General features: G+C 64.1%; 15 protein-coding genes. 8 read left to right on the plus strand and 7 right to left on the minus strand.

What is annotated here, in order from left to right:
• Positions 1–71: 71 nt before the first annotated feature.
• Entirely contained in the window at positions 72–2018 is a 1947-nt protein-coding gene (gene dnaG, locus EJ076_RS28120) for a DNA primase (RefSeq protein ID WP_109660026.1), read from the minus strand.
• A gap of 140 nt (positions 2019–2158) precedes the next feature.
• Positions 2159–2527 carry an RcnB family protein gene (locus EJ076_RS28125; RefSeq protein ID WP_126070069.1) on the minus strand — a complete coding sequence of 123 codons (369 nt, stop codon included), beginning with the start codon at positions 2525–2527 and terminating at the stop codon, positions 2159–2161.
• Positions 2528–2911: 384 nt separating this feature from the next.
• Here EJ076_RS28125 and EJ076_RS28130 point away from each other — a divergent pair, with 384 nt between their 5' ends.
• The 3 genes from EJ076_RS28130 (at position 2912) to EJ076_RS28140 (ending at position 6155) form a co-directional block, all read left to right on the plus strand.
• Complete coding sequence (locus EJ076_RS28130; RefSeq protein WP_126070070.1) at positions 2912–4576, plus strand: Na/Pi cotransporter family protein; 1665 nt, start codon at positions 2912–2914, stop codon at positions 4574–4576.
• Positions 4577–4663: 87 nt separating this feature from the next.
• On the plus strand, positions 4664–4873 hold the full coding sequence (locus tag EJ076_RS28135) for a DUF2061 domain-containing protein (RefSeq protein WP_109660020.1): 210 nt from the start codon (positions 4664–4666) through the stop codon (positions 4871–4873).
• Between the two features lie 97 nt (positions 4874–4970).
• Positions 4971–6155, plus strand: coding sequence for an MFS transporter (locus EJ076_RS28140; RefSeq protein ID WP_126070071.1), 1185 nt, complete (start codon positions 4971–4973; stop codon positions 6153–6155).
• 5 nt (positions 6156–6160) lie between these two features.
• On the opposite strand, the gene EJ076_RS28145 is transcribed toward EJ076_RS28140, so the two are convergent.
• Positions 6161–7057, minus strand: a complete 897-nt coding sequence (locus tag EJ076_RS28145; RefSeq protein WP_126070072.1) for a LysR family transcriptional regulator — start codon at positions 7055–7057, stop codon at positions 6161–6163.
• 96 nt (positions 7058–7153) lie between these two features.
• Here EJ076_RS28145 and EJ076_RS28150 point away from each other — a divergent pair, with 96 nt between their 5' ends.
• Positions 7154–7984: an SDR family oxidoreductase gene (locus EJ076_RS28150; protein ID WP_126070073.1), complete on the plus strand. Its 831-nt coding sequence runs from the start codon at positions 7154–7156 to the stop codon at positions 7982–7984.
• Between the two features lie 36 nt (positions 7985–8020).
• On the opposite strand, the gene EJ076_RS28155 is transcribed toward EJ076_RS28150, so the two are convergent.
• On the minus strand, positions 8021–10258 hold the full coding sequence (locus EJ076_RS28155; protein WP_126070074.1) for a heavy metal translocating P-type ATPase: 2238 nt from the start codon (positions 10256–10258) through the stop codon (positions 8021–8023).
• Between the two features lie 106 nt (positions 10259–10364).
• Here EJ076_RS28155 and EJ076_RS28160 point away from each other — a divergent pair, with 106 nt between their 5' ends.
• Both EJ076_RS28160 and EJ076_RS28165 read left to right on the plus strand, forming a co-directional pair.
• Positions 10365–10781, plus strand: a complete 417-nt coding sequence (locus EJ076_RS28160) for a helix-turn-helix domain-containing protein (protein WP_126070075.1) — start codon at positions 10365–10367, stop codon at positions 10779–10781.
• A gap of 66 nt (positions 10782–10847) precedes the next feature.
• Positions 10848–11885, plus strand: a complete 1038-nt coding sequence (locus EJ076_RS28165; RefSeq protein WP_126070076.1) for a P1 family peptidase — start codon at positions 10848–10850, stop codon at positions 11883–11885.
• Positions 11886–11891: 6 nt separating this feature from the next.
• Here the strand turns inward: EJ076_RS28165 and EJ076_RS28170 are convergent, their stop codons facing one another.
• Both EJ076_RS28170 and katG read right to left on the minus strand, forming a co-directional pair.
• On the minus strand, positions 11892–12422 hold the full coding sequence (locus EJ076_RS28170; protein WP_126070077.1) for a GNAT family N-acetyltransferase: 531 nt from the start codon (positions 12420–12422) through the stop codon (positions 11892–11894).
• Between the two features lie 181 nt (positions 12423–12603).
• Entirely contained in the window at positions 12604–14799 is a 2196-nt protein-coding gene (gene katG / locus EJ076_RS28175; protein ID WP_126070078.1) for a catalase/peroxidase HPI, read from the minus strand.
• A 308-nt stretch (positions 14800–15107) separates the two neighbouring features.
• On the opposite strand from katG, the gene EJ076_RS28180 reads away from it, so the two are divergent.
• The gene (locus tag EJ076_RS28180) at positions 15108–16061 is read left to right on the plus strand and encodes a hydrogen peroxide-inducible genes activator (protein WP_126070079.1); all 954 of its coding nucleotides are present in this window, start codon (positions 15108–15110) and stop codon (positions 16059–16061) included.
• 18 nt (positions 16062–16079) lie between these two features.
• On the opposite strand, the gene EJ076_RS28185 is transcribed toward EJ076_RS28180, so the two are convergent.
• Positions 16080–16793 carry a DNA helicase gene (locus EJ076_RS28185; RefSeq protein ID WP_126070080.1) on the minus strand — a complete coding sequence of 238 codons (714 nt, stop codon included), beginning with the start codon at positions 16791–16793 and terminating at the stop codon, positions 16080–16082.
• A gap of 409 nt (positions 16794–17202) precedes the next feature.
• Between EJ076_RS28185 and EJ076_RS28190 the strand changes: the two genes are divergently transcribed.
• Positions 17203–18186 (plus strand): hypothetical protein, encoded by a 984-nt coding sequence (locus tag EJ076_RS28190; protein ID WP_109659998.1) that lies wholly within the window; start codon positions 17203–17205, stop codon positions 18184–18186.
• Positions 18187–18209 lie beyond the last annotated feature (23 nt).

The raw sequence follows: 18209 nt of genomic DNA on the forward strand, positions 1-18209 counted from the left end.
AATTACCCGACTTAGCCCGTTACGCGCCATTTCGACGCGCAACGACGCCTTCGCGTCTCACTCGCTTCAAACTAAGCTCGCCCAGCCCTGCCCGAGGACACGCCGAAACCTTCGATCAGCGCTTCCGTCGCCTGTACATCCTGAAATTGCGCCTGAATTTCGATCAGGTGCCGGTAGTTTTCGTCTGTGGGATCGGTGGCGAGCGCCGCTTCCGCCTGTTTCAGTTCCTTATGTAAGGTGCGCGCGCTGCGCTGCAAGTGCAGTGCCTGGCTGAAAGCATCGCGGGCATCTTCAAGGGCAGCGGTCTCCAGCGCCGGCCATTGCCGCATCCGCCGGATCAGGCCGACGGCCCGCTCCCAGATCTCGGCGCAGCCGGCACGCTCGATCGTCGCGATCACCGCCTGACGGTCATTGGCCATGTCATGCGCCATCGCATCGAGGATCGCCGCATGCAGCCGCCTCAGATCGGAGTTGGCGAGATCGAGAAACTCGATATGAGCGAAATTCTCGTCGATCAGTGCCGGATGGTTGATCAATGCGACGATGATCGTCGCTTCGCGCACCGACATCCCCTCGCCGCCGCGCTTGACCAGCGCGGATTGGCCGAGGCTTTCGGTGATCGCCATGCGGCCGCCGCCAGGCTTGGCGAACTGCCCGCCGGGAGCGGCCGCCTTGCCCTGGCCACGCTCGCCTGGCCGGCCGCCATCTTGACGCCCTTGGCGCGCACTGCGCTGCGAGCCGAAGAAGCTCAGCACGCGCTCGCGCATCTCCTGTTGATAATGGTAGCGCAGGCTTTCGTCGCGGATGCGGCTGGTCAGCTCGCGCAGGGTCTTCTCGAGCTCGGCCCGCCGCTCCGGCGTGTCGAAGACGCCGCCCGCCGTCTCACGCATCCACAACAGATCGACCAGCGGCCGTGCTTCGGCCAGCACGATGCGGAACGCATCCGGCCCTGCGGCCTTGACCAGATCGTCGGGATCCTTGCCTTCCGGCAACAGCGCGAAGCGCGCCGAGCGCCCGGCCTGCACCGACGGCAGCGCCATGTCGGCGGCCCGCCACGCCGCCTTCAGCCCGGCCTTGTCGCCGTCGAAACACAACATCGGCTCCGGCGCCATGCGCCAGAGCAGCTCGAGCTGGTTCTCGGTGAGCGCGGTGCCGAGCGGCGCCACGACATTCTCGAAGCCGGCCTGCGCCAGTGCGATCACGTCCATGTAGCCTTCAACGGCGATGACCGTGCCGCCCTTTGCGAGCGCCTTGCGGGCGCGGGCGAAATTATAGAGCACGTTGCCCTTGTGGAAGAGCTCGGTATCGGGCGAATTCATGTATTTGGCCAGCGCATCGGGCTGCAGCGCGCGGCCGCCAAAGGCGATGATCTTGCCCCTGGAATCCGGGATCGGAAACATGATGCGGTCGCGGAACCAGTCGTAGGAAACCGGGATGTCGTCGCCGTGGCGCACCAGTCCGCAGGCCTCGATATCGGCTTTCGGGACGCCCTTGGCGGCGAGATGCTCCTTGAGCGCATTTCGGCTGTCGGGGGCGAAGCCGAGCCGGAACGATTGCTGCGTCGCCGGCGTCAGCCCGCGATCTCTGAGATAGGCGCGCGCTTTGGCGCCTTCCGGTCCCTGCAGCCGTTCCTGGAAGAAGCTGGTCGCCATCTCCATGACGTCGGTCAGGCTGGCGCGTTCCTTTTCGCGCCGCTCCTCCTGCGCATCGCGAACCGGCATCGGCACGCCGGCCATGTCGGCGATCTTTTCAACCGCTTCGGGAAAGCTCATCCCGTCGAGTTCGGTGAGGAACTTGAAATGATCGCCCGAGACCGAGCAACCGAAGCAATGGTAGCGGCCCTTCTTGTCCTCGCAGTGGAAGGACGGGCTCTTCTCGCCATGGAACGGGCAGCAGGCCCAATAGTCGCCGCGCGGCGCGTTGGTCTTCTTCCGGTCCCACGCGACGCGCAGGCCGACAACCGATGAAATCGGCACGCGGTCGCGGATCTCGTCGAGGAAGGCGGGTGGAAAGCGCATCGGGGAACTCGTTTCCCCACCATATAATCATGCCTGCGAAGTCCGACGACCCCTAATGCGGGCCATACCCGGTTTCCACAGGCCAAAAAGAAAGGCGGCCGTTGCGGGCCGCCTCGCTTCAATGGCCGGCCAGGTGCCGGTTACTGTGCGGCAAGCGCGCCGAAGATGACGCCGGAGAGGATGCCGACCAGCACATAGTCGTTGCCGACGCGGATCCATTCCTGGCCGCGGCCGGGACGATGCAGGCCGTAGCGGCCGTAGTCGCGGATCGGCTCGTGACGCTTCCAGCTGGAATATTTCTGGCCATTGCGCCAGTTGTTGCGTTTCACGACGACCTTCTTCTTGAAGACGCGCTTCTTCACATCGCTGTGGTGGCCGGGCTTCTGCCAGTCGACCTGGCTAGTGTTCGACTGCGGAGCGACCGGTGCATTCAGCGGTGCGGCCTGGCCGGTGAGCGACGTGGCGGCCAGCATCGAGAAAGCGAGAGCGGAAAGGACAATGCGTTTCATGAGAAGTCTCCTTGGTTGTCGATGCCCGAGGAATAGCGGCCCATCGATGAACCGAAACTGAATGCCCGCATTACAATTGTGTAATGAATTCCTTCGTTTACCCACGAGAATTGAACATCATCGCAAAGGTAAGGCACCAATCGCGGCACCGCGCGATCCGCCCGTGCCGCGACGGCCCGGCATGCAACCATTTGCGCGTCCGTCCATTTTCCGACACCGCTTGTCGCGCTGCAACGGCCCCTTGAAATCGACAAGATTTTATTATCCGGCTAAAATATTCGAGCTAATATCCACCAACGCCATGATCATGATTCGTAACCCCGTTTTTCATCCCGCTCGCCACGCCAAACAGGGCGCGCGCCCTGTTTGCATGCAGGCGGCGACATGAGCGGGTCCGTCGTCCTCCTGCATCTGGCCGGCGCCGTGGCGCTGATGCTGTTTGCCACCCGCATGGTGAAGACCGGCGTCGAGCGCGCCTATGGCGACGTTCTGCGCCATCGCCTGCGCGCCACCATGCGCAATCCGATCATGGCGGTGCTGGCCGGCACCTGCCTCGCCATCGCCCTGCAGAGCTCCACCGCCGTCACGCTGCTGGTCGGCTCCTTCGCCGGCTCGGGCATCGTCTCGGGCGCTGCGGGCCAGCTTGCCGTGCGCGGCGCCGAGATCGGCTCGGCGCTGGTGGTCAAGCTGCTGACCTTCGATCTTACCTTGCTGGTGCCGCTTTGCCTGATCACCGGCACGGTGATGTTCATGGCCACCGAGCGGCGCGACTGGCGCCAATCCGGCCGCATCCTGGTCGGCATCGGCCTTCTGATCCTGTCGCTGGAGATGATCGGCCAGGCATCGGAGCCGCTGCGCAACAGCCAGCTCATGCCGGTCATCATCAACTACTTCTCGACCGATTCCATCACCGCCTACCTGCTGGCGGCGCTGATCACCTGGCTGTTCCAGTCGAGCATCGCGGCGGTGCTCTTGATGGCAACGCTGGCCGGCCGTGGCCTGATCACGCCCGAACTCGGCGTCGTTCTCATCCTTGGCGTCAATCTCGGCTCTTCGATCATCGCGCCGATGCTGACCCGCTCGTCGAGCCCCGAAGTCCGCGTCGTGCCGATCGGCAACCTCCTGATGCGCGGGCTAGGCTCGCTGATCATGCTGATCCTGGTCATGATCTTCAGGCCCCACTTCGCTTTTCTCGGCTCGACGGCGGCGGACCAGATCGTCAACGCCCACATCCTGTTCAATGTGCTGATCCTGCTCGCCGGCCTGCCGCTTGCAGGCTTCGTCTACCGCGCCTCGGAGAAGATCGTGGCGCTTGGCACCAAGCCGGCGCCGGCCAGCACACTCGACGTCGTCGAGCTGTCGGCGCTCAACGAGAGTGCGCTCGACGTGCCTAGCCAGGCGCTGGCCAACGCCACCCGCGAGGTGGTGCGGGTCTGCGAGACCGTCGAGATCATGCTCAAGCGCATCATCGAGCTCTACGAGAGCGCCGACGCCGACAAGATCAAGGCTCTGGCCGCACTCGACGACCGCGTCGACAGGAAGCATGCGGCCATCAAGCTCTATCTGGCCAAGCTTACCAGGAACCCGCTGACCGAGGACGAAGCGCTGCGCTGCCAGGAGCTGATCGGCGCCTGTGTCAAGCTGGAGCAGGTCGGCGACATCATCGTGCGCAACATGCTGGTGCATGTGAAGAAGAAGTTCGAGCGCGGACTGGAATTCACCGACGAGGGCTGGAGTGAATTGTTCGCCTTCCACAGCTCGGTGCTGGCCAATGCCCGGCTCGCCTTCAACGTGCTGGTGTCGCGCGATCCCGAGACTGCCCGCCAGCTGGTGCTGGAAAAGGACCAGCTGCGCGACCGCGAGAAGGAAACCAGCGCCAGCCATTTCGTGCGGCTGCGCGACGGCACGGCCAAGAGCGTCGAGACCAGCTCGATCCACCTCGACACCATCCGCGACCTGAAGCAGATCAATTCGCTGCTGGCCTCGATGGCTTATCCGGTGCTCGAAGAGCGCGGGCTGCTGACGGGGTCGCGGCTGAAGGCGAGCTGATCCATCGTTTCGACGGCAAAAATACCTTTGCTCTGCTTCCTCCAGTCGGGATAAGGGTCCATTAGCCCAGCCTTTCGGAGGAAATCGATGGACACCCATTCGCGCAGTTTCGCCAAGGCGCTCTCCTGGCGGGCGACCGGCACCATCGACACGATCATCATTTCGTTGGTCGTGACGGGAAGCATCAAGCTCGCCGCGACCATCGGCCTGACCGAGGTCGTCACCAAATCGCTGCTCTATTATCTCCACGAGCGGGCGTGGCTGAAGATTCCCTATGGCCGCAAGACCCCGGCCTAATGCCATCGGTCAAGAAAAGCTAAAGCGGCGCCAAAAATTTCTGGATTGCCCGCAAAGCCCATCCGTGGTTTGAGGCCATTCCAGCTAAGGCCTTCCCATGTCGCTTCCGCTCATCGCCCTGTTCATCGCCGCCTTTGCCTTTGGCACCACCGAATTCGTCATAGCCGGCGTGCTGCCGCAAGTGGCGCAAGGTCTTGGCGTTTCGGTTCCCTCCGCCGGTTATCTCGTCTCCGGCTATGCCTGCGGCATCGCCATCGGCGGGCCGCTGCTGGCGCTCGCCACCAAGTCGCTGTCGCGCAAAACCTTGCTGCTCGGCCTCGCCATCGCCTTCACCATCGGCCAGGCGGCCTGCGCGCTAGCGCCCGATTTCACCTCGATGCTTTTGTTGCGCATTGCCGTGGCGGTCGCGCACGGCGCCTATTTCGGCGTCGCCATGGTCGTCGCCGTCGGTCTTGTGCGCGAGGACCAGCGCGGCATGGCGGTTGCCGTCATCCTGTCCGGCCTCACCGTCTCCAACGTCATCGGCGTGCCGGCTGGCACTGCGATCGGCAACATCTGGGGCTGGCGCGCGACCTTCTGGGTGATGTGCGCACTGGGCGTGGCGGCAACGCTTGCCATGGCAGCGCTGTTGCCGCGCACGACGGGATCGTCGGCCAGGCCCGCCGGTTTCGCCCGCGAGGTTCGCGTGCTGGCACGCCAGCAGGTCTGGACCTCGCTGATCCTGATGCTGATGCTGATGATCGGCCAGTTCGGCCTGTTCACCTACATCACCCCGACACTGCTGGAGGTCACCGGGCTCGACGAGAACCTGGTGCCGTGGGTGCTGCTGCTCAACGGCGTCGGCGCCACGCTCGGTGTCTTCCTGGGCGGCAAGCTCTCCGACTGGAAGCTGATGCCGTCATTGATCACCATGCTGGGCTTGCAGGCGGCGACGCTGGCCGTCATCTATGCCGTCAGCCCCTATCCCCTGCCGATGGTTGTCGCGATCGTCATCTGGGGCGGTCTCAACTTCGCCATCGGCACGCCGATCCAGACCCGCATCCTGGCCTGGACGGCAGACGCCTCGAATCTCGCTTCGTCGCTCATTCCGTCCGGCTTCAATGTCGGCATCGCGCTTGCCGCGTCACTGGGCGCGGCCATGCTCAATGCCGGCTATGGCTACCGCAGCCTGCCGCTGCTCGGCGCCATCGCGATGCTTGTCGCCGTCGCAGTGGCGCTCGCTTCCTATGTCTGGGAAGGGCGCAGCAACGCCACGCCGCCGCTGACGGCCCCAGCCCAGTAGCGACCTCAGCCCTTCGTCTCTTTCAACACGTCGATGAAGGCGCGCAGCGCCGGCGGCACCAGCCGGTGGCCTGGATAATAGAGGAACAGGCCGGGAATGGGCGGACACCAATCGTCCAGCACGGTGACGAGCGATCCCTGATCGAGGTAAGGCTTGGCAGTCTTGTCCGATATGTAGGCAACGCCCATGCCGCAAGCCGCTGCTTCGGCCATCAACTCCATACTGTCGAGTGTCAGTGCGCCCTGAACATCGATGGCAATCTCCTGGCCATGTTTCTCGAACTCCCACCGATAAAGCTTACCGCTCGGCAAGCGGAACTGGATGCAGGCTTGATCCCCGAGATCATCTGGCGTGTGCGGAGCCGGGCGGCCGGCGAGATAGGCCGGCGATGCAACGGCGATGAAGCGTGTCGGCCCACCGAAGCGCACCGCGACCATATCCCGCGGTACGGCCTCGCCCAGGCGGATGCCGGCATCAAAGCCTTCGGCGACGATATCGACCAGCTTTCCCTCGGTGACGAGATCGAGCGAGACCTGGGGGTAGCGCTGAAGAAACGACGGCACCACGGATCCGAGCAACAGCCGGGCACCGATCTCGCTGGTGTTGATCCTCAGCGTCCCTGACGCAAGACCGCGGAAGTCATCAACCTCGGCTAGTGCCGCATCGATATCCGACAAGAGCGGCCGCAGGCGTGCGACCAGCCGTTCGCCAGCCTCGGTCGGCGCAACGCTGCGTGTGGTGCGATTGAGCAGGCGCACGCCCATGCCCCGCTCCAGCGTCCGCATCATGTGGCTGAGCGTCGAGGGGGACAGGCCAAGATCGTCGGCCGCCTTGCGGAAGCTGCGATGCAAGACGATTGCGGCCAGCGCCGACAATTCGGGAAGTCCGGGCTTCGAATTCATGGTGAATCTTCATCAAGCTATCCAAAATTGAACGGATAGTATCATGAGTTGGGTGGAGTAATCTTGGCCGAAGTCAACAACGAAAGGACTTCTCCCATGGCCAAGACATGGTTCATCACCGGCACCTCGTCCGGTTTCGGACGGCTTCTGACGGAAAGGCTTCTGGTCCGTGGCGATCGAGTTGCCGCAACGGCGCGGAGGCCGCAGGCGCTCGCCGATTTGAAAGCGCATCATAGCGATCACCTCTGGATCGCTTCTCTTCAAATGACCGACAGCGATGCGATCAAGGCAACGATCGGCAAAGCCTTTGACGATCTAGGGCACATCGATGTCATCGTCAGCAACGCCGGTTACGGCCTGTTCGGCGCCGCCGAAGAGCTTGACGACAACCAGATCCGCGACCTGATCGACACAAATCTTGTCGGCTCCATCCAGGTAATCCGGGCAGCACTGCCGCATCTGAGGAAACAGCACGGCGGCCGCATCCTGCAAGTCTCTTCGGAGGGTGGCCAGATGGCCTATCCCGGTTTCAGCCTCTACCACGCCACCAAATGGGGCATCGAAGGCTTCGTCGAATCCGTTCGGCAGGAGGTCGCGTCCTTTGGCATCGGCTTGACACTCGTCGAGCCCGGACCGACGCAGACGAACTTCGGCGCCAGCCTGATCAGTTCCCAGTCTGAGGAAATCTATGCGAACACGCCGGTCGGCGACCTGCGCAAGGCCTTTGCCGAGGGCTCGTTCGACGTCAAGGGCGACCCGCACAAGATGGTCGAAGCGATGATTGCTTCGGTCGAGCAGAATCCCGCTCCGCGCCGATTGACCTTCGGCGCTGCCGCCTACGCCTCGATCCGCAGCGCGCTCCAAGGCAGGCTCACGGAACTGGAGAACCAGAAGGACGCAGCGCTCGCGATGGATATCGACCCCTGACGGCTAGCGGTTGAGCGGCGGCCGCCGAACGCCGGATCACCCGCGCCAGCGCAACAGGCGCATGGCGTTGGCGGTGACCAGCACGGTGGCGCCGGTATCGGCCAGGATCGCTGGCCACAGGCCGGTGATGCCCAAAATGGTGGTGACCAGGAACACTGCCTTCAGCCCGAGCGCCACGCTGATGTTCTGGCCAATATTGGCCATCACCGCCCGCGACAGTTTCACCATGCGCACGACGTCCATGACGCGGCCATGCAAGATCGCCGCGTCCGCGGTCTCCAGCGCCACATCGGTGCCGCCGCCCATGGCGATGCCGATGTCGGCGGCGGCCAGCGCCGGCGCGTCGTTGATGCCGTCGCCGACCTTGGCCACCTTGAACCCCTCGCGCTGCAATTCGCCAACGATGCGCTGCTTGTCCTGAGGCAACAGCTCCGCCCGCGCCTCGATGCCAAGCGAAGCGGCGATGGCTTCGGCCGTGCGGCGGTTGTCGCCGGTCAGCATCACCGCACGGATGCCCTCAGCCTTGAGCGCCGCGATCCCGGCCGCCGCATCCTGCCGCGGCTCGTCGCGCATGGCGATCAGCCCGGCCACCATGCCATCGGCCACCAGCACCGAGACGGTCTTGCCCTGGCCATTGAGGCTGTCGACGGCGAGGCGCTGCGCCTCGGTCATGTCGGCGCGTTCGCCCGCCGCCTGGCCGGAGCCGAGGAAGACGGCAACGCCGCCGACGCTGCCCTCGACACCCTTGCCCGAGATCGCCTTCGCCGCCAAGGCCGGCGGCACAGGCCCCTTGTCGGCCTTGGCCCGCTCCAGGATCGCCATCGCCAGCGGATGGCTGGAGCCCTGCTCCAGTGCCGCCGCCAGCGCCAGCACGGTGCGTTCGTCACGGCCATAGGTTACGATGTCGGTAACCACGGGCTTGCCTGCCGTCAGCGTGCCGGTCTTGTCGAAGGCGACCGCCGTGATCCGGCGAAAGCCTTCCAGCACGGCACCACCCTTCATCAACAGACCGCGCCGCGCGCCGGTCGCAAGGCCCGCGGCGATCGCCGCGGGCGTCGAGATGACCAGGGCGCAGGGGCAGCCGATCAGCAGAATCGCCAGGCCCTTGTAGATCCATTCGTTCCAATCGCCGCCGGCAAGCAGCGGCGGCAGCAGCGCCACTAGTGCGCCGACCGCCAGCACGGCCGGAGTGTAGATGCGCGAGAAGCGGTCGATGAAGCGCTCGGTCGGCGCCTTGGCCTCCTGCGCCTCCTCCACAAGCCGCACGATCCGGGCGATGGTGTTGTCCGACGCGGCTGCGGTCACGCGAACCTTGAGCACGCCGTCGATGCTGATCGTGCCGGCGAAGACGGCGTCCGCAACACCCTTGCGCTTCGGCGTGCTCTCGCCGGTCACCGGCGCCTCGTCGATGTCACCAGACCCCTCGACGATCTCGCCATCGGCGGGGATGCGGTCGCCCGGCCGCGCCACGATGACGTCGCCGACCGCAAGGTCTTCGGCTGGAACCTCTGATGTGCCGCCCGCCCGCTCGACCAGCGCTGTCTTCGGCACCAGATCGGCAAGTCCCTGGATGCTCGCCCGGGCGCGGCCGGCGGCGACACCTTCCAGAAGTTCGCCGATCAGGAACAGCACCACCACGGCGGCGGCTTCTTCCGTGGCGCCGATCATCACAGCGCCTGTCGCCGCGATGGTCATCAGCATCTCGATCGAGAACGGCGTGCCGGCCAATGCCGCCATCAGCGCGCGCCGCGCGATCGGCGCCAGGCCGACCAACAGCGCGCCCAGGAACACCCAGCGCTCGGCTACTGGGAACAGATGGCCGATGCCATAGGCGGCAACAAGCGCCGCCGCGCAAGCCAGAGTCAGCGCTGCACGGCGGGAGCGCCACCACGCCTGCCCCGGCTCGACATCACTGTGGAGATGAGATGACCCAACAGCCTCGTTGGCGACCTGTTCGCCGCCATGCTCATGATCGTCGCCGGCGTGATCGTGGCCCTTCTGGTCAGCGTGGTCATGCGCCGAGGCCACTGAAGCCCGCCCATCGGTCTTGGCTTCGGCCTTGACGATGCCGTAGCCGAGCCGCGCCACCTGCTGCAGCACCTTGCCATCGTTGAGCGAACCGCCATGGCTGACCGTCATGCTGGCGCCGGTCACCGAAACCGAGACATCGTCGACGCCGTCGAGGCGACGCACCGCCGTATCGATCTTGGCCGCACAGGAGGCGCAGTCCATGCCGCCGATCTTGAACCGTGTCTGCCTGAGGGGCGTCGTCATTACATCACCTGTCTGTCTTGTCCGCTTGGCGTCGCCGCATGGGTCTTGAATGCTGATGTCAGGCACTGTAATTGCTCTAGTCACTAGAGCTTCAAGAGGCAAATTCATGTTTTCCATCGGTGATCTCTCGCGCCGCACCGGGGTCAAGGTGCCGACCATCCGCTACTACGAGCAGATGGGCCTTGTTGCGGCACCCGAGCGCTCGGAAGGCAACCAGCGCCGCTATTCCAGGCAGGAGCTGGAGCGGCTGGCCTTCATCCGCCACGCCCGCGACCTCGGCTTCGCGGTCGAGCACATCCGCTCGCTGATCGAGTTGAGCGCCCACCCCGAGCAGCCCTGCGGACACGCCGACCGGATCGCCGAGGAACAACTGATCTCGGTGCGGGAGAAGATTGCCCAGCTGAAGCGGCTGGAGGCCGAACTCGAACGCATCGCCACCTGCTGCAATGGCAAGACGGTCGGCGACTGCTACGTCATCCGCGCCCTGTCCGACCACGCGCTGTGCGCTGACGAGCATGGTTGACACTCCAATAGGGTCCCGGCGCGGACCTCGACCTGGACGCGGGTCGTTTGTGAGCCAGGAGCAGGCATGACCAGGACTGTCGGCGATTTCGGCTTGACCTGCGGCATCCTGCCGACGGGCGCCAACAATGCGATCACCGACGTGCCTGGCGTCCGTGTCGGTCACTGCACGCTACGCAACGGCGACATCAACACCGGCGTGACTGCCATCCTGCCGCATGGCGGCAGTATATTTCGCAACAAGGTGATCGCGGCCAGCCATGTCATCAACGGCTTCGGCAAAACGGTCGGCCTGACGCAGGTGCAGGAACTCGGCACCATCGAAACCCCGATCCTGCTGACCAATACGCTCTCGGTCGGCACCTGCGCAACGGCGCTGATCCGCGACGCCATCCGCCTGAACCCGGACATCGGCCGCTCGACCGGCACCGTCAACCCGGTGGTGGGCGAGTGCAATGACGGGCCACTGAACGACATCCAGGCACTGGCGATATCAGAGGAACACGCCCTTGCGGCGCTGGCGGATGCGCATGAAGGCGCGGTTGAACAGGGCAATGTCGGTGCCGGGACGGGAATGAGTTGCTTCGGCTTCAAGGGCGGCATCGGCTCGGCGTCCAGAAAGATCGCGCTCGGTGGCGACCGTCATCTTGGTGTTCTCGTCCTGACGAATTTCGGCAAGCCCGGACACCTCGTGCTCCCCGATGGGCGCAGGCCCGATCTTGGGCAACCGGACCAGGCCGAACGCGGCTCGATCATGATCGTTCTGGCAACCGATGTGCCGCTCGAACACCGCCAGCTCGAGCGCGTGGCGCGCCGCACCGGAGCGGGCATCGCAAGACTCGGCTCCTTCTGGGGCCATGGCAGTGGCGACATAGCCATTGCCTTCAGCACCGGCAACATGGTCGACCACGACGAAGCTCGCGATCTGGTGCCGCTGCTCGCCCTCAACGAAGCGCGCATCGACATCCTTTTGCGGGCAGCGACGGAGGCCACGCAGGAAGCTGTGTTGAACTCCATGCTGTCCGCCCAGGCCTTCACAGGCAGGGCTGGCACGCGTCGCACGTCGCTCGCCGACTGGCTGCGCGATCAGGCCGAAAAGCGATAAAGCGAGCTACAGCTCGATCCGAAACCGCAAACTCTCCACCCCACCATAGGCGGCGTCCTCGAAGAAGCGTTCGACGAGCTTGCCGCCATTGGCCAGGATCACCTTGTGCGAGGCCGGATTGCCCGGCTTGGCGGTGATCTCGACATGGGGCAGGCCAATCGCCCTCGCATCATCCAGCATCAACCGCAGCGCCTCGGGCGTAACCGCGCCGCGCTTCCACGAGGATTGACGGATCGGCAGTTCCGCAGTGCCCTTCTGCCAGCGAAAGCCGATCGAGCCCGACGCTTCGCCGTCCCAGATCCAGCGGCGGAAGCCCGGCAAGCGCGGTACTTTCGTCCCGTCAGGCAAGGCGATCGGGCCGCCCTTGGCCTGGGGATCATCGAGGTCGGCGAGAAAAGCCACCGGATCCTTCTCGATCGCCGCAAGCTGCTCGCGCGTCGCTTCCAGCAACCGCACATTGTCCGGCGACCAGCCGCGTTCGAGCGCCGCCTTGTAGGACGGCAAATGTTCAAGCGCGGGTTTGACGATTTCGATCATGTTACACCGTGGAGACGCTACGCCGGTAAAATAGCATCCTTGCCCGGGAAGGCACGATCCACCAAAGCGCTGCCTCTTACGACAAGGGCCGCGCTCCCATCGCTGGAAACGCGGCCCCGATCTTAAGTCCTTGGGAGGACGGGCACTCCGGCGCGGCCGCGCCGGAGTGCCATTGGCAAGCTCAGGCGATGTCGAAGCGGTCGGCGTTCATCACCTTGGTCCATGCCACGACGAAATCCCTGGCGAATTTCGCCTTGGCGTCCGCCGTTGCATAGACTTCGGCCAGCGCCCGCAGCTGTGAGTGCGAACCGAAGATCAGATCGGCGCGGGTGCCGGTCCACTTGACTTCGCCGGTCTTGCGGTCGCGGCCTTCGAACACGTCCTTGGCCTCCGATGCCGCCTTCCACTCCGTGCCCATGTCGAGCAGGTTGACGAAGAAGTCGTTGCTCAGCGTTTCCGGCTGCTTGGTGAAGACGCCGTGCCTGGACTGCCCGGCATTGGCACCGAGAACGCGCAGGCCGCCGACGAGAACCGTCATCTCCGGCGCGGTCAGCGTCAGCAGCTGCGCACGGTCGACCAGCGCCTCTTCGACGGTCAGCCGCTGCTTGCCGCTGACATAGTTGCGGAAGCCGTCAACCGTCGGTTCCAGCGGCGCGAAGGAGTGGACATCCGTCTGCTCCTGCGAGGCGTCCATACGGCCCGGCCAGAAGGGAACGTCCACGCTGTGGCCGGCGGCCTTCGCGGCCTTCTCGACAGCAGCACCGCCACCGAGAACGATCAGGTCGGCAAGCGAGACCTTCTTGCTGCCGGTCTGCGAAGCATTGAAGTCCTTCTGGATCGCTTCGAGTTTGTCGAGCACCTTGGCGAGCTCAGCCGGCTGATTGACGGCCCAGTCCTTCTGCGGCGCAAGGCGGATGCGCGCGCCATTGGCGCCACCACGCTTGTCGGAGCCACGGAAGGTCGAGGCCGACGCCCATGCCACCGAGACCAGCTGCGACACCGACAGGCCGGACGCCAGGATCTTGGCCTTGAGCGCTGCAGCGTCCTCTTCGTCGATCAGCACGTGATCGACCGCCGGAATGACGTCCTGCCAGGGCAGCTCTTCCTTCGGAACCAACGGGCCGAGATAGCGCACAAGCGGGCCCATGTCGCGATGGGTCAGCTTGTACCAGGCGCGGGCGAACGCGTCGGCGAACTGATCCGGATTCTCATGGAAGCGCCGCGAGATCGTCTCGTAGGAAGGATCGAAACGCAGGGCGAGATCGCTGGTCAGCATCGAGGGCGCATGGCGCTTGGTCGGATTGTGCGCGTCCGGCACCGTGCCCGCACCGGCGCCGCCCTTCGGCGTCCACTGGTGTGCGCCGGCCGGGCTCTTGGTCAATTCCCAGTCGAAGCCGAACAGATTGTCGAAGAAGTCGTTGCTCCACTTCGTCGGCGTCGTCGTCCAGGTCACCTCCAGGCCGCTGCCGATGGCGTCGCCGCCCTTGCCGGTGCCGAACTTGCTCGCCCAGCCAAGGCCTTGCTGCTCGATATCAGCGCCTTCAGGCTCCACACCAACCAGCGTCGCATCGCCGGCGCCATGGGTCTTGCCGAATGTGTGGCCGCCGGCGATGAGGGCTACGGTCTCCTCGTCGTTCATCGCCATGCGCGCGAAAGTGTCCCTGATATCGCGCGCCGAGGCGAGCGGATCAGGCTTGCCGTTCGGCCCTTCCGGATTGACGTAGATCAGGCCCATCTGCACAGCGCCAAGCGGGTTCTGCAGATCGCGGTCACCGCTGTAGCGCTCGTCGGCGAGCCACTTGCCCTCGGGGCCCCAGTAGATGTCCTCTTCTGGCTCCCACACATCGGCGCGGCCGCCGGCGAACCCGAAGGTCTTGAAGCCCATCGATTCCAGCGCGACGTTGCCCGTCAGGATCAGCAGGTCTGCCCAGGAGATCTTGCGGCCGTATTTCTGCTTGATCGGCCACAACAGCCGGCGGGCCTTGTCGAGGTTGACGTTATCCGGCCAGCTGTTCAGCGGCGCGAAGCGCTGCTGACCGGCCCCGGCGCCGCCACGGCCGTCGGCAATGCGGTAGGTGCCGGCGCTGTGCCAGGCCATGCGGATGAACAGCGGCCCATAATGGCCGAAGTCGGCCGGCCACCACTCCTGTGAATCCGTCATCAGCGCATGCAGGTCCTTGATGACGGCGTCGAGGTCGAGGCTTTTGAATTCCTCGGCATAGTCGAACGCCTCACCCATCGGATCGGACAGCGGCGACTGCTGGTGGAGAACCTGGACATTGAGCTGATTCGGCCACCAGTCGCGGTTGACCCTGCCAACGGCAGTGTGCACGACCGGGCATTTGCCCTTGCTGTTATCGTCTGTGTTGGCGTCCATGTTTTTCTCCGATCGTGGCTGTGTTGAGCTTTGCCTCAACGGCTGCGTGAACAAGGGCCTGGAATGCCCTTCGAGACGGCTCCATGGCCGCCGCGACGGTGAGGAGCCCGAATATGCGAAATGTCCTACTGCCCTGAGCCTGCCCTGGACAAGATTGTGTTGAAACAAAAACAGCCCCGAACGCACGCCCACACCGATGATGCGGACTGTGTGGCGTCGGCTGCCTTTCATCTCCCTACCAGACTCTATAGCAAAGCGGCTCGATTAATTTAAGTTGGATTTACTGATCACAGAGATAAGGTGCGCTTATGGCAAACCTGACCCTGAAGCAGTTGCGCTATTTCGAGGCGCTGGCGCGGCACAACCATTTCGGACGCGCCGCGGATGCCTGTGCGATCTCCCAGCCTGCCATTTCGGTGCAAATCAAGGAATTGGAAGAGACGCTCGGCACCGAACTGTTCGAAAGAGGCCCGCGCCAGGTCCGGCTGACCAATTTCGGCGAGGAGTTTGCCCTACGCGTACGCGACATCCTGCGTTCGGTGGACGAACTGGCTGATCTCGCCCGCTCTTCGCGTGACAGGCTGGTCGGGCGGCTGCGCATCGGCGTCATCCCGACGGTCGCGCCCTACCTTTTGCCGACCATCATCGGCAACCTTTCGCGCATGCATGACGGCCTCGACATCCATGTGCGCGAGACGCTGACGCAAAAGCTGATCCAGGAACTGGCCGACGGTCGGCTCGATGCGGCTATCGTCGCACTGCCGGTGTCCGAACCGTCGTTGACGGAGGTCGTGCTGTTTGCCGAGAACTTCGTCCTGGTCCGGCCCGGCGAGGACGAGGGAAAGCCGGTGCCCAATCGCGAGATGCTGCGCGAAATGCGGCTGCTTCTTCTGGAAGAAGGCCATTGCTTCCGCGACCAGGCGCTGTCGTTCTGCAGCATGCATTCGGCACGGCCGCGCGAGTTGCTGGACGGCAGCTCGCTGTCGACCCTGGTGCAGATGGTCGGTGCCGGCATCGGTGTCACCTTGATCCCCGAAATGGCCGTGGCGGTGGAGACGCGCTCGGCGCCGGTTTCCATTGCGCGTTTCAGAAGTCCCCAGCCCTCGCGCACGATCGGCATGGTCTGGCGCAACACCAGCCCGATCGCCAAACAGCTGCTGCGGATTTCCGAAGTCGTTCGCCAGTCGGCCGACGCGCTGCGCGCGCAGCACAATCCTGCATCGGTCGCGCACCTCCTGAACCTGACGGCAGCCGCCCAATGAGGTTGCTCGACAGATCCGTCAGTTCGCTGCCTGGAACCGGATTTCGCCCCTGTTCAGGAAGCATGTCTTGTTGAACAGCGACAGATCCAAAGGGTTCGGCAACCGGACATCGCTGATATCGGGAACCGGCTTCTTCGCCGGATCGTATGACCGATCGATCTGCGAGATGAAGACGAGGATCAATCCCCTGTCGCGGGCAAAGGCCTTGAGCGTGCGGACCTGCGCCATCAGGTCCGGGTTCTCCCGCTTCTGATCGAGCAGTTGCAGATAATCGATCACCACCAACGTGCCGCGCGGCGCCGAGCTCAACGTCCTGACGATGTAGTCGGCGCTGATGGCGTCGGAATTATCGAATACGAACCGGTCGTTGAACCGCGCAGGGTCCGCCCCGATGGCGCGAAACCGGTCGAGCACATCCATTTGCGTATATTCCAGCGTAAAGAACACGCCGCGATGGCCGGACTTCATGGCTTCGATTGCGAGTTCGAGGCTCATCAGCGTTTTGCCGTGGCCGGGTCGTGCACCCACCAGAACGAGATCGCCGGGCGCCAGTTGCGCAAACAATGTTCCGGCAGGCCCCACCTCGGCTGCCTTGGCTGCAAGCAGGCTCCAGCTGCTGAAACCTTCCTGTACTGCAACACGATCAAGCGCTTCGTGGAGCGCAATCTTGCCCTCGCGGGACAACAACCTGGCTTGACGCTTCAAATGGTAGACGGGCGCAGATAGCTTCATTGCAAAACCTCCTGGTGCGAGCGGTTTTCGCAACCCCTCCTTATGCCAAGTGCTCGGACAGTCGGTTTCGATGATCGGATAGCCCCGCACGAATTATGCTTTCCCAGCGGAGGGAGGAGGCGCGGGCCGCGCCAGAATCAAATGATAGCTCAATCCGTAGGGAACGAAAATCGCGGACAGTCAAAGATGCGGAGACGTTCGCCGCAAGCCTGGAGCCAGCATGTCGGCGTAGGTCGCGTTTGCGCGCGTCGACCTCCTTCCATGGGCTCTTCGTGCGGGCTTCGGCAGAGCGCGCTAAACAAAGGGGGCGCTAAACAAGATGTGTTTCGCCTGATAATGCGAGGCCCTTTATGATTGATTCCCGGCGGCAACACCGCAAGGAAACGGTCTTGGCAGGAGAAGTGAACCCGTGCGGTTGAGATTCGTCCCCCTGGGCATCGTCCCGATCCTCAGCCTCCTCGTCGCCGTCATTGCCTTGACGGTGTCGGCTCGATCCTCTGCCGCACCATCAGGCGTTCCAGCCTGGCTGCAGGCCCATGTTGGCGACAGCGACGGTCAGATCTCACAGGTGGTTCTGGAACGAGCGCGCGCGCTTTACCTGATGAAGGTCGCGCAAGGTGCCGTCAAGAACCCCTGCTACTTCGCCATGGATGCCACACGCCCCGGCGATCTGGGTAATGGCGTGCTCGGGCGCCGGTATTACGTCATATGCGAAGCCAGCCAGTCGTTTCGCGCGATCTCGTCGGGTCATGGCGGCGGCCGCAACCTGAAAGGCACTGTCGATTTTTCGAATGGCAAACGATGCGCGAAGAACTTCGGCAATGCGATGGATTCATCGTTGACGGCCGGCGGCGGCTACATGACCCGCGAGGCGAAAACCTCGTTCAAAGGCTACTACCGCACCGGTGCGAAACAGGACGTGGCTTTCCAGCGCACCTTCATCCAGTTCGACGGCGAAGGCGAAGCTGCGAACGCCAGACAGAGGGTGATCGGCGGCCACGCGGCCCAGGTGCTGCACGGCATGTGCCTGCGCAAAAGCCCGAACAGCTCGCATGCCGACCACGACGGTTATGTGCCGTTCGGCAAGCTGGTGGACTATGCCGGCGGCCGCAGCAATGGCTGCACCAGCTGGTCGCCGGCGGACGCGCAACAGATCATCTCGATGGTGAAGGACAACCCGACGACGCTCTACATCTACCCTGAATCGCGCGACATCGCCGCGGTAGCGTCCAACCGTTCGCAGTCGGGCGCCTATTGGAACGCATCCTGCCTGAAGGAAATCGGCACGCCGAAATTCTGGCCGCGAAAGACCCTCGAGCCGATCATCGCTCAATACAGGAAGGATCACCCGGCACCGCCGCCGCAGCCGGTGCCGATCTGCAAGGGGCCGTAAAACCGGCAGGGGTCGCTAACGCA

Source organism: Mesorhizobium sp. M7D.F.Ca.US.005.01.1.1, assembly GCF_003952545.1.
GTDB lineage: Bacteria > Pseudomonadota > Alphaproteobacteria > Rhizobiales > Rhizobiaceae > Mesorhizobium > Mesorhizobium loti.

Coding starts and splice junctions, on each gene's coding strand:
- dnaG (WP_109660026.1), bottom strand. CDS start 2,018: ATGCGCTTTCCACCCGCCTTCCTCGACGAGATCCGCGACCGCGTGCCG.
- EJ076_RS28125 (WP_126070069.1), bottom strand. CDS start 2,527: ATGAAACGCATTGTCCTTTCCGCTCTCGCTTTCTCGATGCTGGCCGCC.
- EJ076_RS28130 (WP_126070070.1), top strand. CDS start 2,912: ATGAGCGGGTCCGTCGTCCTCCTGCATCTGGCCGGCGCCGTGGCGCTG.
- EJ076_RS28135 (WP_109660020.1), top strand. CDS start 4,664: ATGGACACCCATTCGCGCAGTTTCGCCAAGGCGCTCTCCTGGCGGGCG.
- EJ076_RS28140 (WP_126070071.1), top strand. CDS start 4,971: ATGTCGCTTCCGCTCATCGCCCTGTTCATCGCCGCCTTTGCCTTTGGC.
- EJ076_RS28145 (WP_126070072.1), bottom strand. CDS start 7,057: ATGAATTCGAAGCCCGGACTTCCCGAATTGTCGGCGCTGGCCGCAATC.
- EJ076_RS28150 (WP_126070073.1), top strand. CDS start 7,154: ATGGCCAAGACATGGTTCATCACCGGCACCTCGTCCGGTTTCGGACGG.
- EJ076_RS28155 (WP_126070074.1), bottom strand. CDS start 10,258: ATGACGACGCCCCTCAGGCAGACACGGTTCAAGATCGGCGGCATGGAC.
- EJ076_RS28160 (WP_126070075.1), top strand. CDS start 10,365: ATGTTTTCCATCGGTGATCTCTCGCGCCGCACCGGGGTCAAGGTGCCG.
- EJ076_RS28165 (WP_126070076.1), top strand. CDS start 10,848: ATGACCAGGACTGTCGGCGATTTCGGCTTGACCTGCGGCATCCTGCCG.
- EJ076_RS28170 (WP_126070077.1), bottom strand. CDS start 12,422: ATGATCGAAATCGTCAAACCCGCGCTTGAACATTTGCCGTCCTACAAG.
- katG (WP_126070078.1), bottom strand. CDS start 14,799: ATGGACGCCAACACAGACGATAACAGCAAGGGCAAATGCCCGGTCGTG.
- EJ076_RS28180 (WP_126070079.1), top strand. CDS start 15,108: ATGGCAAACCTGACCCTGAAGCAGTTGCGCTATTTCGAGGCGCTGGCG.
- EJ076_RS28185 (WP_126070080.1), bottom strand. CDS start 16,793: ATGAAGCTATCTGCGCCCGTCTACCATTTGAAGCGTCAAGCCAGGTTG.